This window comes from Streptomyces sp. NPDC087787 (genome assembly GCF_044743035.1).
Classification (GTDB): domain Bacteria; phylum Actinomycetota; class Actinomycetes; order Streptomycetales; family Streptomycetaceae; genus Streptomyces.
The window spans coordinates 109169-124541 of the sequence record NZ_JBIUVQ010000006.1 but is presented as its reverse complement, the minus strand read 5'-3'; the positions used below and the strand labels follow the sequence as shown (position 1 = coordinate 124541).

Sequence of the window (15373 nt, the reverse complement as noted above, 5' to 3'; positions counted from 1 at the left end):
GCGACGAAGAAAATACTACCTGGTCCTCGGGGGTGCTTCGACCACCCCGGAGGCCGGGGGCGCCGCGGCGGCCCGGAAGACCGCCGGCGCCCCCGGAGCGGCCCCTACAGAACGGCGCTCAGGAACTCCCGGGTCCGCTCGTGGTCGGGGTCGCCGAAGAGTTTCCGGGGCGGCCCGGACTCGATCACCCGGCCCGAGTCGAACATCAGCACCTGGTCGGAGATGTCCCGGGCGAAGTTCATCTCGTGGGTCACGCACAGCAGTGTGATGTCGGTGGTGTGCGCGATCTCCCTCAGCAGGTCGAGCACACCGGCCACCAGTTCCGGGTCCAGGGCCGAGGTCACCTCGTCCAGGAGCAGGATCTCCGGCCGCATGGCGAGCGCCCGGGCGATCGCCACCCGCTGCTGCTGGCCACCGGACAGCTGGGAGGGATGGGCGTCGGTCTTGTCCGCGAGTCCGACAAGGCCGAGGAGTTCCCGGGCCCGCTCCTCCGCCTCGTCGCGGCCGATCCCGAGCACGTTGACGGGCGCCTCCGTGATGTTCTGGAGCACCTTCATGTTCGGGAACAGGTTGAACTGCTGGAAGACCATCCCGATCTTCCTGCGGATCCGGCGCAGATGCCTCTCGTCCGCCGGCCGCAGGGTCCCGTCCGGGCCGGGCATGTGGGACAGCGGCTCGCCGTCCACGTGGATCACGCCGCCGCTGACGCGCTCCAGCGTCATCAGCAGCCGCAGGATGGTCGTCTTGCCCGAGCCGCTCGGCCCGATCAGCGTCACGTGCTCACCGCGCCGGACGGCGAAGTCCAGCCGGTCGAGCACGACGTGATCACCGAAGCGCTTGACCACCTGGTCGAAGCGGACCAGATCCGCGGGCGGCGCGTCCGGCGTCACGTTCTCGGGCGCCTGCGGCGGCGTCTTCTGCAAAGGGTCAGTGGCCAAGGCGCTTCTCCAGCTTTCTCATCAGAAGCGAGGTCGGATAGCTTGCCGCCAGGAAGAACAGGCCCGCGAGGGTGAACGTCTCGGCGTAGGTGAAGTGGTCCGCGCCGTACTCCCGGGCCTTGGCGACCATCTCCTGGACCGTGATGACGGCCAGGAACGGGGTCTCCTTGAACATCGAGATCCCGTAGTTGCCCAGCGCCGGCAGCACCTTGCGCACCGCCTGCGGCAGGATCACCGCCTGCCAGGTGCGGCGCGGCGACATGGACAGCGCCCGGCAGGCCTCCCACTGGCCCTTCGGCACGGCGTCGATGCCCGCCCGGTACACCTCCGACAGGTAGGAGGCGTAGTGGATGCCGAGCACCGCGACGCCGATGGTCAGCGGATCGACCGTGTCGAAGACCGCGTAGGCGCCGACCAGCTGCACCAGCAGCGGGGTGGACCGGACGAACTCGGTGACCGCCCGCACCGGCACGGTGACCAGCCGCGTCGGCACCCGCCCGGCCACGGCCGCGAGCAGGCCGAGCACGGCGGCCACCGCGGTGCCGAGGACCGTGGCCAGCAGCGTGGTCAGAAAGCCGTGCCACAGCAGCGGCAGCGAGTCACGGACCGCGTCCCAGTCCCATGCGTAGCTCACGAGGCGCCTCCCGCCGTCCCGGGCTCGCGCGCGGGCCCGGCGCCGCGGCGGCGCAGCAGCGAGCGGCGGTCCGTGCGCAGGCCGAGCCGCGACTTGGCGTGCCGCTCCAGGGCGTTCATCAGCAGGGTCAGCGCGTAGGCGAGGACGAAGTAGATCACCAGCAGGGTCAGATACGCCCAGGTGGTCGCGCCGGTGCGGTCACGCATCTGCTGGACCACCGTCGTCAGGTCGGCCGCGGAGATCAGCCACAGCAGCGGGGTGCACTTCAGCAACTGGATCAGCAGGTTCGTGAACGAGGGGATCATCTGCACCCACGCCTGCGGCAGGATCACCCGGCGCATGCGCTGCAGGGGCGTCATGTTCAGTGCGACGGCGGCCTCCCACTGTGCCCTGGGCACGGCGTTCAGCGCGCCGCGCACCACCTCGGAGCCGTAGGCGCCGTAGTTCATGCCGAACGCCACCACACCGCAGAACAGCGGTGACAGCTCGTACCCGGCCAGCAGCGGGAAGGCGTAGTACAGCCAGAAGAGCTGGACGTACAGCGAGGTGCCGCGCAGGAACTCCACGACCACCCGCGACACGCCCCGGGCGAGCGGAAGCCTGCTGCCGGCCGCGAAGCCGAAGACGAAGGACAGGGCGAGCGCGACGACCGATCCGAGGACCGTGGCCTCGACCGTCACCAGGAGCCCCGACCACACGGTGGAGATGTGGTCGAAGAAGTACGAGTAGAAGTCAGCCATGGGCAGGCGACCCCGTCAGTCCTTGCACAGGTCGGCGGTCTTCAGGTCCGCCGGCGGGATCGTGTCCTTGCCGAACCCGTACTCCCCGACGAGCCGCACGTACCGGTCCGGATCCGAGGTGATCTTCTTGAGCTGCTCGTCGAAGGCGTCCCGGAGTTCCTCGCTGCCCTTGCGGAAGACGGCGCCGCCCGGGCTGTACTGCTTCACGCCGTTCACCACCGGCACGAACGACTCGGTGACCTCGACCTTCGGGTTGGTCCTGGCCAGCCAGCGCAGCGAGATGCCCGTCAGCACGAAGGCGTCGATCCTGCCCTGCGCGACCGCGTCCGCGCCGTCCTGCGGCTTCTGCAGCGTCCGTATGCCGCTCTCGGAGATCCCGGCGGCGGTGACGTAGCCCTTCTCCACCGCGCCCGACATCACGCCGAGGGTCGCCCCGGCCGCCTTGGCGGAGGCGAGGTCGGTCAGGTTCCCCGGGTTGCCCTTCTTCACCATCATCGCGGTGGGCGAGACGAACTCCGGCTCGGAGAACAGTGCCTTTTGGCAGCGCTCCGGGATGATGGCCATGCCCGCGCTGATCACGTCGTACTTGCCGGCCTGGAGACCGGGGATCAGGCCGTCCCACTCGGAGAAGGCCGGCTTCAGCTCGTCCACTCCCAGCGCCTTGAAGATCTCTCTGTGCAGCGTCGGCGCCTCGCCCTTGAGCTGCCCGCCCTCCTCGAAGCCGTACGGGGCCTCGTTGGCGTAGGCCACCTTCACATAGCCCTGTTTCCTCAGTTGTTCCAGCTTCGAGCCCTTGCCGTCGCCGCTGTCCGTCCTGCTGCACGCGGCCAGCAGCCCGGGGACGGTGAGCATGCCGCCCACGGCCGCCGTCCTGGTCAGAAAGCCCCGGCGGGACAGGTTGGGGAACTCGGACACGGATACTCACCCTCCAAGAGGGCCTCGTCGGCTCGGGCCCTTCGCGGACAGTGGTGGCGCCTGCCCGCTCTGGGTGGTCTATGCGGGTGGACTCGGGGATGTGATCCAACGGTGTCCGGGGAGATACCGTTCCGTGTCCGGGCGCGGAGCCACCACGGGGAATCCGACGGTCACTCCGATCCCGGGCGATCTCACCTTCCGGCGGGCGTGAGCCGGGTCGCCGGCCCCGCCTCGTACAGCGCGTGGGCCGCCCGCAGCACCAGGTCGTCGCGGTGCCGCGCGGCCACGATCTGGAGACCGACCGGCAGCCCGTCCTCGTCGCTGCCCACGGGCACGGACGCCGCCGGCTGCTGGGTCATGTTGAACGGGTACGTGAACGGCGTCCACCCGGTCCAGCGCCGGTGCCCCGAGCCCTTCGGCACCTCCGCGCCCGCCTCGAACGCCGTGATCGGCAGCGTCGGCGTGACCAGCAGGTCGTAGCCCTGGTGGAAGTGGCCCATGGTGCGGCCGAGTTCCATGCGCACGTCCACGGCGGCCAGGTAGTCGAGCGCCGACAGCCGGGCGCCGGCCGCGCAGATCTCCCGCAGCCCCGGATCCAGCAACTTCCGCCGCTCGGGCCCCAGATGCTGCACGACACGGGCCGCGCCGCTGAACCACAGGGTGTGGAAGGCATCCACCGGTTCCGCGAAGTCCGGGTCGTCCTCGGTGACGTACGCGCCGAGATCCGCCAGCCCCGCCACCGCCCGGCGCACCGCCGTGGCGACCGCCGGACGCACCGGCACCTGTCCGCCCAGGGACGGCGAGTAGGCGACCCGCAGCCCCCGCACCCCGCCGGCCAGCGCCTGAGTGAACGAGCCGGGGGCCGGTCCGAGCGCCGACCAGTCCCGCGCGTCGGGCACCCCGATCACGTCGAGCAGCAGCGCCGCGTCCGCCGCGTCCCGGGTCATCGGACCCACGTGCGACAGCGTGCCGAAGGCGCTGGGCGGATACAGCGGGACCCGGCCGTACGTCGGCTTCATCCCGAAGATCCCGCACATCGCGGCCGGGATGCGCACACTGCCGCCGCCGTCCGTGCCCAGCGACAGCGGGCCCGCGCCGAGCGCCACGGCCGCCGCGCTGCCACCGCTGGAGCCGCCCGCGGTGCGCGACGGGTCGTACGGGTTGCGGGTGACGCCGGTCAGCGGTGAGTCGGTGACGCCCTTCCAGCCGAACTCGGGGGTCGTGGTCTTGCCGAGGAAGACCGCGCCGTGCTCGCGCAGCCGGGCCACCGAGGGGGCGTCCTCGTCCCAACGGCCGTCCTCCGGCACGGTCCTGGAACCGCGCAGGGTCGGGTGGCCGCGCAGCAGCAGGATGTCCTTGACGGTCACCGGCACCCCGTCCAGCAGCCCCGACGGGCTTCCGCGCCGCCACCGGTCCGCCGACTCCCGGGCCCGCGCCAGGGCGTCCTCGGCGGTGATCCGGACGAACGCGTTCACCTCCGGCTGGATCCGCTCGGCCCGCTCCAGGGCCGCCCGGGTGGCCTCCACGGGGCTGAACTCGCCCTTGCGGTAGCCGGCGAGCAGTTCTCCCGCGGTCAGCTCGGTGATCTCGGTCATCGCGCCTCCAGACAGGGGTCAGTGTCCCGGTACGTACCCGCGCCGCTTGTCGACGACGTTCGGCAGCGGCTCGCCCGCCTCCCAGCGGCCGTACAACTCGACGAACTGGGCCGACAGTTCGTCCCGCCAGCCGACCGTGTCACCGCTCATGTGCGGGGACACGACCAGGCCCGGCACCCGCCACAACGGGCTTTCGGGGGTGAGGGGTTCGTCCTGGAAGACGTCCAGGGCGGCGCCCGCGATCCAGCGGTCCGCGAGCGCCCGGACGAGCGCCTCCTCGTCGACGAGCTGCCCCCGGCCGACGTTGACGAAGCGCGCCGAGGGCTGCATGAGCCCGAACCGGCGGGCGTCGAACATGCCGCGGGTCTCCTCGGTCAGCGGGGCCGCCGCGATCACCCAGTCGGCGCGGGCGACGAGCCGGTCCAGGTCCTCCGGGCCGTGCACACCGGCGCGCGCGGCACGGCCGACGACCGCCGCCCGCACCCCCAGCGCGCCCAGCGTGCGCGCGATCGCCCGGCCGATCGGCCCGGAGCCCACGACACACGCGCGCGTACCGGCCACCCGTTGCGACTCGCGGTGCCGCCACCGGCCCTCGCGCTGGAGGTCCAGGGTCCGCGGCAGGTCCTTGGCCAGGGCGAGGACCAGCGCGGCGACGTACTCGGCGATCGGCTCGTCGAAAACGCCCCGGGCGTTGGTCACCACCGCGGGGGACGCCGCGAGTTCCGGACACATCAGATGGTCCACACCCGCGCTCGCCGTGTGCACCCAGCGCGGCCGCGGCCCCTCGCCCGGCCAGGCGTCCCGCACCGCGGTGGAGGCGAAGTCCCACACGAGCAGCACGTCCGCTTCGGGCAGCCGCGCGGCCAGCCCGGCCGCGTCCGTGCGCACGATCCGGGCGCGGCCGGTGAGCCGGCCCAGACGCGGCGGCGGATCGGCGTCCAGGACGAGCAGGACGGGGACACTCATGGCGAGCCGTTTCTCGAAAGGGGCGGCCGTCTGACGTGCACGGATTGACCACGCTCGCACCCGAATCCACCGACGTCAACACGGGGGCCGGCACGGACGGTTGCTCTCCGCTGCCCCACCGTGTCGTTCGCCTGCCGTCGGCGGCGCCCCTCCGTCTCCCGCACGTGAGGCAGGTGGCTGCCATGGACACCACGAACGACATGAACGGCACGGGGGATCTCCTTCCCCGGCGGACCCCGCCCGCAGCGCGGAGCTCCGTCGGCGGGATCGCCGGCGAGCGCGCCCTGCGCGCGGCGACGACACGGGCGGGCGCGGTGGCCGCGGTCACCACGTCCGGGAGACCTACGACGTGATCCCGCAGCCGGAGGCCGGACCGCGCATACCGGTGATCTCGGCCAACCAGGTCACGATGTGGGCTGCCCCGCGCCGGCTGGGTACCCGAGCCGTAGGGCCGTACCAGGCGCTGCCGTCCGGTGTGCTCCCGCGCCGTCCGGGCCGCGGCACGAGGACGGCGCCTGGCCCGTACCGTTCGACGAACCGCAGGAAGGCAGGCCATGACCGCACTCGGATTCCTCTACCCGGGCCACTCCGCAGAGGACGACTATCCGCGCATCGAGCAGCTCCTGGGCAGCGACATCCGGGTGGATCTGGTCCACACCGACATCGGCGAGGACGCCTACCGGGTGGACACGCTGTACGAGATGGGCGCGCCCGAGCGGCTCGCCCGGGGCGTCGAGGGGCTGCGGCTGTCCGGCGCGGAGGCGGTGGTGTGGGCGAGCACCGGCGGCGGCTTCGTACGCGGCTGGGAGGGCGCGCACGAGCAGGTCCGCGAGCTGGCCCGGGCGGCGGGCACGCCGGCCTCCTCGACCTCGTTCGCCTTCGTGCACGCGGCGGCCGAGGTCGGCGCCCGCCGGGTCGCGGTCGCGGCGACGTATCCCGAGGACGTCACCGGCCTGTTCACGGACTTCCTGCACGCGGGGAAGGTGGAGGTGGCCGCCGCCCGCAGCGCCGGGATCGTCACCGCCGCCGAGGCGGGCACCTGGGGCGAGGCGGAGATCCTGGCCCTGGCGCGCGAGGCGGACGTCCCCGAGGCTGACGCGGTCCTGCTGCCCGACACCGCCCTGCACACGGTGTCCCACCTGCCCGCCCTGGAGAAGCAGCTCGGCAAGCCCGTCCTCACGGCGAACCAGGTGACCGTCTGGGAGGCGCTGCGGCTCACCGACCGCCGCGTCAACGCCCCCGCTCTGGGCGCGCTGTTCACACGGGAGCCGATCGTCCAGGTGTGACACCGGCGCGGTTGCGGTCGCGGTCACGCGGGCGGACCCTTGAAGTGTCCGGCGGTGCAGCGAGAACGCCCGGGGCCCGGGACGACCGAGCGCCCCCGCCTTCCTGTGTCATCCCCCTGGTTGGTGTCCCCCGGCAACGGCCCGTCGTCGCCGCCGTCGTCCAGCTTTCGACGCGGAGGTGACCCAGGTGAAAGCCGTCGTCTACGAAAAGCCCTTCAACGTCACGGTGAGGGACGTCGACGATCCCCAGATCCAGCACCCGAACGATGTGATCGTAAGGGTCACGTCCACCGCGATCTGCGGGTCCGACCTGCACATGTACGAGGGCCGCACGGCCGCCCAGTCCGGCATCGTCTTCGGCCACGAGAACCTCGGCATCGTCGAGGAGATCGGGGACGGCGTGACGTCGCTGTCCCGGGGCGACCGGGTCGTGATGCCGTTCAACGTGGCCTGCGGGTTCTGCAAGAACTGTCTCGCCGGGAAGACCGGGTTCTGCCTCACGGTGAACCCCGGCTTCGCCGGAGGCGCCTACGGATACGTGGCGATGGGCCCCTACACCGGCGGCCAGGCCGAGCGGCTGAGGGTGCCGTTCGCCGACTTCAACTGCCTGAAGCTGCCGCCGGGCGAAGAGTTCGAGACGGACTTCGTCCTGCTCGCGGACATCTTCCCGACCGGGTACCACGGCTGCGAACTCGCCCAGGTGAAGCCCGGCGAGTCCGTCGCCGTCTTCGGCGCCGGACCGGTGGGCCTCATGGCCGCCTACTCGGCGCTGCTGCGCGGCGCGTCGAAGGTGTTCTCGGTCGACCGGGTGCCCGAGCGGCTCGCCAAGGCGGAGGAGATCGGGGCCATTCCCATCGACTTCACCAAGGGCGACCCGGCCGAGCAGATCAAGGAGATGACCAACGGCGAGGGCACCGACAAGGGTGTGGACGCCGTCGGCTACCAGGCCCAGTCGCACAAGGACGTCAGCCACGAGGAGCCCGCCGTCGTCCTGAACACGCTCGTCATGACGGTGCGGCCCACCGGCATGCTCGGCGTGCCGGGTCTGTACGTGCCCTCCGACCCGGGCGGGCCCGACGAGCACGCCAAGCACGGCCAGCTGCTGGTCTCCATCGGCAAGATGTTCGAGAAGGGTCAGCAGATGGGCACCGGCCAGTGCAACGTCAAGCAGTACAACCGGCAGCTGCGCGATCTGATCATGGCCGGGCGCGCCAAGCCCAGCTTCGTGGTCTCGCACGAGCTGCCGCTGGCCGACGCGCCCCAGGCGTACCAGAAGTTCGACAAGCGGATCGAGGGCTACACCAAGGTGGTCCTGCACCCGGGTCACGCGCTCGCGGCGTGAACACGGTCTGAGACAGCCGTCACGGGGGCCTCTGCCCCGGACACCTCACGGGGTCCGGGGCAGAGCCCCGTGGCGGTCCCTTCGAAGCGGGCGAGACGGGCGGGTGGGCAAGGAACAAACGGCAGCGGTGCCCTGTTGACCCCGATCAGGAAAGTGAACGGTCAACCAGCTGGAGGCATCCGTGGCGGGAGACGAGATCAAGGGCACCACACACGGGACCGCCCCGGTGCCCCTGTCCGTACTGGACCTGGTGACCGTGGGCGCGGGCCACACCGCCACCGACGCGCTGCGCACCAGCGTCGCCCTGTCGAAGACCGCGGAGTCCCGCGGCTACCACCGCTACTGGGTCGCCGAACACCACTCGATGCCGGGCGTCGCCTCCTCCTCCCCGGCCGTGATCCTCGCCCACCTCGCCGCCCACACCGACCGCATCCGCCTCGGCTCCGGCGGCGTCATGCTGCCCAACCACGCCCCGCTGGTCATCGCGGAGCAGTTCGGCACCCTGGAGGCCATGGCCCCCGGCCGGGTCGACCTGGGCCTCGGCCGCGCCCCCGGCACGGACGGCGCCACCGCCGCCGCCCTGCGCCGCACCGACCTCCCCCAAGCTCTCGGCTCCGCTCGAGCAGGGGGGACCCCCATCGACCGGGGCGCCGACGACTTCCCCCAGCAGCTCGCCGAGCTGATCCGCTTCCTCGATGACGACTTCCCCGACGGCCACCCCTACCGCCGCATCCACGCCGTCCCCGGCCCGGTCCAGGCGACCTCCCCGGGCGGCGTGCAGTCCCCGCACCGCCCGCCGGTCTGGCTGCTCGGCTCCTCCGGCTTCAGCGCCCGCCTGGCCGGCACGCTCGGCCTGCCGTTCGCCTTCGCCCACCACTTCTCCGCGCAGAACACCGTCCCCGCCCTCGACCTCTACCGCGACTCGTTCCGCCCGAGCGCGGTGCTGGACGCCCCGTACGCCCTCATCGGTGTCGCGGCCCTCGCCACCGAGGACGAGCGCGAGGCGCGTCGCCAGGTGCTGGCCGCCGCCCTGAACATGGTCCGGCTGCGCACCGGCCGCCCCGGTCTCGTGCCCACCCCCGAGGAGGCGGAGGCGTACGAATTCAGCCCGATGGAGCGGGAGTTCGTCGACTCCTGGAACGCCAACGTCGTCCACGGAACCCCCGACGAGGTCCGCTCCGGCCTCGACGACCTGCAAAAGCGCACCGGCGCCGACGAGTTGATGATCACGAGCAACGCGCACAGCGGCGCCGTACGCCTGCGCAGCTACGAACTCATCGCGGACGCCTACGGACTGCCGGCCGACGTCCGTCGCCGGCCCGGCGACTGAGCGGGCTCAGCCGCGTCCGCAGGCGCGGCCGCCCAGCAGCTCGGAGATGCGGTCCGGCGACACCGGGCGGGAGTACAGCCACCCCTGCCCGGTGTCGCAGCCGATCCGGCGCAGCCTGCTCGCCTGGTCGGACGTCTCCACGCACTCGGCGGTGACGGTCAGCCCCAGCCGGTGCGCGAGCTGGATCATCGCCTCCACGATGACCTCGTCCGCGGGGTTCGGCCGTCTCGCCGCGCCCTCCGGCTCCTCGTGCTGGAATCCGCGTACGAAGGAGCCGTCCAGCTTCAGCGCCGACACCGGCAGACGGCTGAGGTAGGCGAGGTTGGAGTACCCGGTGCCGAAGTCGTCGATGGCGATGTGGACGCCCATGTCGTTCAGCGAGCGCAGTGCTTCGAGCGGCCGGCCGGCCGAGCCCATCACGGCCGACTCGGTCAGCTCCAGCTGGAGCAGGTGCGGCGCGAGACCGGTCTCGGCCAGCACCTCGGCCACGTCCGCGACCAGGTCGGAGTCCCACACCTGGCGGACGGCCACGTTGACGCTGACGAAGATCGGCGGCTCGTCCGGGTGGTCGAGCTGCCAACGGCGGGCCTGGTGGCAGGCGGTGCCCAGGATCCAGCGGCCCAGCGGGACGATCGAGCCGTCCTCCTCCGCCAGCGCGATGAACCGATTCGGCGTCAGCGTGCCGAACTCCGGGTGCCGCCAGCGGACGAGGGCCTCGACCCCGCGCAACCGCCCGTCCTCCATGCCGACCAGCGGCTGGTACTCCAGGGCGAACTCGCCGCGCTCCACGGCCGCGCGCAGGGTGGAGACCAGGGCCTGGCGGGTCATGCGGTGCGCGTTGCGCTCGGGGTCGAACAGGGTCCAGCGGGCCTTGCCGTCGGCCTTCGCCCAGTACAGCGTCGTGTCGGCGGCCTGCATCAGCGCGGTGGCCGACGAACCGGCCGCGTGCCGTTCGACCACGCCGATGGACGCTGACACCGACAGGCGCCGGCCGGCGACCTCGAAGGGCTCCTGGAGGGCCGAGAGCACCGACTCCGCCAGCTCCGCGAGCTGCTCGGTGCCGGTCGAGTCCTCGACGAGCAGCGCGAACTCGTCGCCGCCTAGCCTGGCCACCAGCGGTGTGCTGGTCCGGCCGTGCCCTGCCGCGTCCGCGCACCGGGTCAGCCGTTCGGCCACGGCGGTGAGCAGCCGGTCGCCGATGCGGTGGCCGAGCGTGTCGTTGACCGCCTTGAAGCCGTCGAGATCCAGGTAGCACAGGCCGATCCGGCCGCTCCCGCCGCACTCGTACGACTCCGTCTCCAGCGCGGCCGACAGGCGCTCGAAGAACAGGGTGCGGTTGGGCAGCCTGGTCACCGGGTCGTGGTTCTTCAAGTGCCGCAGCCGGGCCTGGAGTTCGCGCCGGGCGCTGATGTCCGCCACGGACAGCAGCACGCCGGGGGAGCCGGGGGTCAGCGGCGCGACCGTCACCTGGACCCACAGCCGGTGGCCGTCCGGGTGCTTGAGCCGGCGGGCGCAGCGCAGCCGGGCCTGCCGGCCGCGCAGCACCTCCGCGTAGGCGTGCCGGGTACGGGCGTCGGAGGCGAGGTCCACCAGCTCGGCGGCGTTCCGGCCGGTCAGCTCGTCGGGGGCGGTGCCGAGGAGCGCGCCGAAGGTCTCGTTGGCGCTGACGACCAGGCCCTCGGGGTCGACGACGGCCATCGCCAACGGCGCCGCGGAGAAGGCGGACCGAAAGGGACGCTCGGCCCCGGCGTCGGGGCCGAGCTCCGAGAGGGCGTCGGTGTCCGGGTGGGAAGCCGGGGCTGATTCCGGTTCCGGGACGGTGCCGGCAGGCGGCGGTGCGGACCCGAGCAGGTCGACGACGGGCGGTGCGGATTCGGCCAGGACGGTGAATCGGGGGGCCGCCGGGGCCGGTTCCGCCATCCGGGTGAGGCCGTGGACGGGCAGGAACCCGGCGGGACCGGTGCCGGAGGGCGCGGGCGCGGTGGGGGCCACGGCCCGCTCGGCGGCGACCGCCGCGACCGGGTCCGTACCCGGAGGCCTCGCGGCATCACTCTCCGTGACAGTAGGTCGGATGAGGTCTGCCGCGGGCGTCGGCCCTTCGGACGTTCCGCTCACCGCTCGCTCCCGCAGTGCACTCGGTCTTCTTTTCGGTCTCGTCGGGTGGTCCGCCGGCTGGTGGACGGCGTCCCGGCCCGTGTCCGCGCAGGAAAGTGCAGGAAAAGTGTGTCGATCATAGATGCCGTCGGCGGACCCCTTCCAGCCACTCGCCTGTCCCGCGCGACGACCGGCCACTCACCGACATCGTTTCGACCACACATGGACGAGTTCTTTGTACGGCTGACCATCTGTGACGTTCCGTGAGCGGTCCGGAGGTGTTTCTTTTCCCGGACCCCTGTCGGGCTGTCCTGCCGTGAACTCGCCTCCCTCACCCTTCCGGTGCAGACAAACAGGGCGTACTCCTCCAAACTCCCACAGGCTGGGTTCGGTGTCCCGTGAACCGCCCCCGGAGGTCCCCCGTGCCGTGTCAGCTGCCCCTGAAGGCACTCGGCCGTGACGTCCGCAACGCGCTGAACCTGGCCGGGGCACGTCCCGTGCTGCGCAGTACCGCGGCCGTGTTCACCACGATGTCGGCGGTCGCCGCCACCTCGGTCCTGGGCGGCCCTTCGGTCGCCGAGCCGTTCTCCCCCGCGCCCTGCGCCCTGCAACGCACGGACGCCCACCACTCGGAGGGGCTGGACACCTGGAACCCCGCCTACGTACGGCCGGCCCGGACGCTGAACGCCGTCCTCGTGTTCCTGTCCTTCCCGGACTCCACCCCGCGGACCACCCCGGCCGAACTCGCCGCCGACCACTTCCCGGCCACCAGCCGGTACTTCGAACAGGCGTCGTACGGCAGGTTCACCCTGCGCCCCCACCCGCTGCGGCGGTGGATCCGGATGCCGCGCCCGTCCACCGCGTACGCAGTGCACCGCGACTGGAACGCCCGGGACCGCACCGCGTATCTGCGGGACGCGCTCGCCGCGGCCGACCCCGAAGTCGACTTCTCGCGCTACGACGTGGTCTACTTCGTCGCCGACCCGGACGCGCCCGGCGTCGACTCGGACGCGACGAAGGTCGTCAACCTGGACACCCCGCTGGTGGCCGACGGCAAGGAGATCCGGCGGGTGGTGACCGTCTTCGAACGGCACCCGCCGGACCGGCTGGTGCTCGCCCACGAGACCGGGCACGTCTTCGACCTGCCCGACCTGTACCACCGGCCCGCGGACGGCAAGGGCGACTGGGACACCTACGTCGGGGACTGGGACCTGATGGGCAGTCAGTTCGGCCTGTCGCCGGATCTCTTCGCCTGGCACAAGTGGAAGCTCGGCTGGCTGGACCCCCGTCAGGTGACCTGTGTGCGGGGAGGCGGGCCGACCCGGGTGACCCTGGAGCCGGTGGAGGCGGGCCCGGCGGGAGCGAGCCCGCCGGAGGAGGGGCCGTCGGTGACCACCGCCGCCGGGTCGCCGCTGTTCGGGCTCGGCGGCGGAACGAAGCTGGTCGTGGTGCGCACCGGGAGCGACAGCGTGCTGGCCATCGAGGCGCGGGCGTCGATCGGCTACGACGTGACCGGGTGCCGGCAGGGGGTGCTGGTGTACCGGGTGCGCAGCGGGGCGGAGTCCGGTGGCGGCCCGATCGAGGTGATCGACGCCCATCCGCACACCGGGGCCTGCGAGGAGTCCTCGGTCCAGCCCGCGCTCGCCGACGCCCCGATCGACGTGGGGGAGAGCTTCACCGTGCCGGGCGACGGGGTCCGGGTGGAGGTGGAGAACCGTACGGCGTCCGGCGCCTACACCGTCAAGATCACCACGGCCTGACGCCTGTCGCGCGCATGCCGCGTACTCCTTGCCGCGTACATACAGCGATGGCGAGACCGGATCGCTCTTCGCGACCTTGTCCCGCCATCGTCGTCGTGCGCCGCCAGGGACTCGAACCCCGGACCCGCTGATTAAGAGTCAGCTGCTCTAACCAACTGAGCTAGCGGCGCCTGCTGACGTCGTAGACCTTAGCATCCTGGTCGCTGGGAGGAAAAATCGATATCCGCACCGCCGCGCGGGCGGCCCGCACGGCCGCCCAGAGCATGATCTCCGGGCCCGGCAGCCAGGGGTGGCGGGTGTCCGGGGCGACGAGCCAGCGGGAGGCGGGGCGTATGGGCAGAGCCTCGCCGGACAGGGCCGGGAGGGTCACCGCGTCGCCGTTGCCGTGGCACAGCAGCGGCGGGATGCCCTCCTTGCGGCCGTCGTCCCGGCCGCGGCAGCCCCACTCCTCCCACTCCAGCAGCGAGGGCAGCCGGTGTGCGGTGCCGGCCGCGGCGAAGAGCAGCATCCGTCCCCGGTGGACGGCCACCGGGCCCGACCCCGGGCCCTCGTCCCACAGCCGGTCCAGCATCCGGCGGCCGAAGACCGCGGGCACGTTCACCACGTCGAAGACGGTGCCGCAGGGCAGTACGAGCGGGGCGTCCGGCCGCTCCTGCCAGAGTGCGAGCGTGCTGCGGGGATACGTGTCCGCCGAGGCCAGCCAGGCGGCGCCGTCCGCGGTGACGCCCGAGGCGTCGGAGCGCTGGCCTGCCCGCTGGTCGAGGTGGTCGGCGAAGGGTTCGTTCCCTGTGCGGCTCATGGCGGATACATCTACCCGCTGTGAGTGGACGATTCCTCAGGGTTGCGGGAAATCGGGACATGGAACGGTGGGCGGGGGTATCTTGCCCGCCCGGCATATGCCAGAGCCGGGGGACGGCGCGCGCGGGGCGCGGGGGGCGTGTGGGGTCAGACCGGGTCGGCCGGGTTGGCGTGCACGCCGCCCTCGGCTCCGCTCAGCAGGTCCCGGCCGAACTCCACCATCTTCTTGGCATAGTCCTCGGTCCAGTCGGCCCGCTCGGCGATGGCCGCCGGGGTCAGCCGGTCGAACCGCCGCGGATCGGCGAGCTGCGCCGCCGCGATCGCCTGGAACTCCACCGCCCGGTCGGCCGCCGCGCGGAACGCGACCGTCAGCTCCGTCGCCCGCGAGAGCAGCGCCCGCGGATCGTCGATCGACTCCAGGTCGAAGAAGTGCTCGGGGTCGGCGGCCGCCTCGGCGGGCTCGAAGAGCAGGGGCGCGGGGCGTAGCCGCTGTTCGTCACGACGCGGCGTTGGCTCCGCCATGTCTCGACCTCCTCGTACGGTTCGGAAGGGTCCGGATGACACCGCCCTGCGAAAGGGCCACCCTCCATTGTGTCCCGCGAACGCAAGGCCCCGACCCCACCCCGATCACCACTTCTCAGGACCACCTGGGATCCCGCGCCGGGGGCACCGGTCAGGGCCGCCAGGGAACCCGGTGTTCTCGCAGGTGGGCGAGTGCGGCGTGGTTCGCCTCCCAGCCGTCCGGGCTGTGTTCGTCGGCCGCCTTCGGCGGCGTGCCGGACTCCGTCCGGGGGGATGCCGGGTGCTGGTCAGGGCCGCCAGGGCACCCGGTGTTCTCGCAGGTGGGCGAGTGCGGCGTGGTTCGCCTCCCAGCCGTCTGGGCTGTGTTCGTCGGCCGCCTTCGGCGGCGTGCCGGACTCCGTCCGGGGGGATGCCGGGTGCTGGTCAGGGCCGCCAGGGCACCCGGTGTTCTCG

14 protein-coding genes, 1 tRNA gene and 1 pseudogene are annotated in these 15373 nt (G+C 72.3%); 6 read left to right on the top strand and 10 right to left on the bottom strand.

What is annotated here, in order from left to right; genetic code table 11:
* Window positions 1-104: 104 nt before the first annotated feature.
* The 6 genes from ehuA to ACIOWN_RS12000 all read right to left on the bottom strand — a co-directional run bounded on the left by ehuA (window position 105) and on the right by ACIOWN_RS12000 (window position 5788).
* Window positions 105-938, bottom strand: coding sequence for an ectoine/hydroxyectoine ABC transporter ATP-binding protein EhuA (gene ehuA / locus ACIOWN_RS12025; RefSeq protein WP_401981857.1), 834 nt, complete (start codon window positions 936-938; stop codon window positions 105-107).
* Entirely contained in the window at window positions 928-1572 is a 645-nt protein-coding gene (ehuD, locus tag ACIOWN_RS12020; protein ID WP_362348030.1) for an ectoine/hydroxyectoine ABC transporter permease subunit EhuD, read from the bottom strand. Before ehuD ends, ehuA begins: the two co-directional genes overlap by 11 nt.
* Window positions 1569-2312: an ectoine/hydroxyectoine ABC transporter permease subunit EhuC gene (gene ehuC / locus ACIOWN_RS12015; protein WP_362348028.1), complete on the bottom strand. Its 744-nt coding sequence runs from the start codon at window positions 2310-2312 to the stop codon at window positions 1569-1571. Before ehuC ends, ehuD begins: the two co-directional genes overlap by 4 nt.
* Before the next feature lie 15 nt (window positions 2313-2327).
* Window positions 2328-3227 carry an ectoine/hydroxyectoine ABC transporter substrate-binding protein EhuB gene (gene ehuB / locus ACIOWN_RS12010; protein WP_401981855.1) on the bottom strand — a complete coding sequence of 300 codons (900 nt, stop codon included), beginning with the start codon at window positions 3225-3227 and terminating at the stop codon, window positions 2328-2330.
* A 191-nt stretch (window positions 3228-3418) separates the two neighbouring features.
* Window positions 3419-4822, bottom strand: a complete 1404-nt coding sequence (locus ACIOWN_RS12005) for an amidase (protein ID WP_362348024.1) — start codon at window positions 4820-4822, stop codon at window positions 3419-3421.
* A gap of 18 nt (window positions 4823-4840) precedes the next feature.
* Window positions 4841-5788 (bottom strand): D-2-hydroxyacid dehydrogenase, encoded by a 948-nt coding sequence (locus tag ACIOWN_RS12000; RefSeq protein WP_362348023.1) that lies wholly within the window; start codon window positions 5786-5788, stop codon window positions 4841-4843.
* Window positions 5789-5970: 182 nt separating this feature from the next.
* Between ACIOWN_RS12000 and ACIOWN_RS11995 the strand changes: the two genes are divergently transcribed.
* From ACIOWN_RS11995 to ACIOWN_RS11975, 5 genes and pseudogenes are all read left to right on the top strand, one after another.
* On the top strand, window positions 5971-6141 hold the full coding sequence (locus ACIOWN_RS11995; RefSeq protein WP_401981851.1) for a hypothetical protein: 171 nt from the start codon (window positions 5971-5973) through the stop codon (window positions 6139-6141).
* A pseudogene (locus ACIOWN_RS11990) lies at window positions 6129-6254 on the top strand (decarboxylase); the annotation flags it as partial. The gene ACIOWN_RS11995 and the pseudogene ACIOWN_RS11990, both read left to right, overlap by 13 nt.
* An 88-nt stretch (window positions 6255-6342) precedes the next feature.
* Entirely contained in the window at window positions 6343-7074 is a 732-nt protein-coding gene (locus ACIOWN_RS11985; protein WP_362348021.1) for a decarboxylase, read from the top strand.
* A gap of 187 nt (window positions 7075-7261) precedes the next feature.
* Complete coding sequence (locus ACIOWN_RS11980; protein WP_362348236.1) at window positions 7262-8416, top strand: glutathione-independent formaldehyde dehydrogenase; 1155 nt, start codon at window positions 7262-7264, stop codon at window positions 8414-8416.
* Between the two features lie 181 nt (window positions 8417-8597).
* Window positions 8598-9746, top strand: a complete 1149-nt coding sequence (locus tag ACIOWN_RS11975) for an LLM class flavin-dependent oxidoreductase (RefSeq protein WP_362348019.1) — start codon at window positions 8598-8600, stop codon at window positions 9744-9746.
* Between the two features lie 6 nt (window positions 9747-9752).
* Here the strand turns inward: ACIOWN_RS11975 and ACIOWN_RS11970 are convergent, their stop codons facing one another.
* The gene (locus tag ACIOWN_RS11970) at window positions 9753-11861 is read right to left on the bottom strand and encodes an EAL domain-containing protein (protein ID WP_401981846.1); all 2109 of its coding nucleotides are present in this window, start codon (window positions 11859-11861) and stop codon (window positions 9753-9755) included.
* A gap of 401 nt (window positions 11862-12262) precedes the next feature.
* On the opposite strand from ACIOWN_RS11970, the gene ACIOWN_RS11965 reads away from it, so the two are divergent.
* Complete coding sequence (locus tag ACIOWN_RS11965) at window positions 12263-13600, top strand: M6 family metalloprotease domain-containing protein (RefSeq protein WP_401981844.1); 1338 nt, start codon at window positions 12263-12265, stop codon at window positions 13598-13600.
* A 96-nt stretch (window positions 13601-13696) separates the two neighbouring features.
* Here the strand turns inward: ACIOWN_RS11965 and ACIOWN_RS11960 are convergent.
* From ACIOWN_RS11960 to ACIOWN_RS11950, 3 genes are all read right to left on the bottom strand, one after another.
* Window positions 13697-13770 (bottom strand) — tRNA-Lys (locus ACIOWN_RS11960).
* Window positions 13761-14399 (bottom strand): bifunctional DNA primase/polymerase, encoded by a 639-nt coding sequence (locus ACIOWN_RS11955; protein ID WP_401981841.1) that lies wholly within the window; start codon window positions 14397-14399, stop codon window positions 13761-13763. Before ACIOWN_RS11955 ends, ACIOWN_RS11960 begins: the two co-directional genes overlap by 10 nt.
* 146 nt (window positions 14400-14545) lie before the next feature.
* A complete protein-coding gene (locus tag ACIOWN_RS11950; protein WP_100569227.1) occupies window positions 14546-14920 on the bottom strand; it encodes a hypothetical protein in 375 nt (124 codons plus the stop codon).
* Window positions 14921-15373: the final 453 nt, after the last annotated feature.

Excerpts from the sequence above, each read along its gene's own strand:
- ehuC (WP_362348028.1), bottom strand. The coding sequence starts at position 2,312 with ATGGCTGACTTCTACTCGTACTTCTTCGACCACATCTCCACCGTGTGG.
- ACIOWN_RS12005 (WP_362348024.1), bottom strand. The coding sequence starts at position 4,822 with ATGACCGAGATCACCGAGCTGACCGCGGGAGAACTGCTCGCCGGCTAC.
- ACIOWN_RS12000 (WP_362348023.1), bottom strand. The coding sequence starts at position 5,788 with ATGAGTGTCCCCGTCCTGCTCGTCCTGGACGCCGATCCGCCGCCGCGT.
- ACIOWN_RS11995 (WP_401981851.1), top strand. The coding sequence starts at position 5,971 with ATGGACACCACGAACGACATGAACGGCACGGGGGATCTCCTTCCCCGG.
- ACIOWN_RS11985 (WP_362348021.1), top strand. The coding sequence starts at position 6,343 with ATGACCGCACTCGGATTCCTCTACCCGGGCCACTCCGCAGAGGACGAC.
- ACIOWN_RS11955 (WP_401981841.1), bottom strand. The coding sequence starts at position 14,399 with ATGAGCCGCACAGGGAACGAACCCTTCGCCGACCACCTCGACCAGCGG.
- ACIOWN_RS11950 (WP_100569227.1), bottom strand. The coding sequence starts at position 14,920 with ATGGCGGAGCCAACGCCGCGTCGTGACGAACAGCGGCTACGCCCCGCG.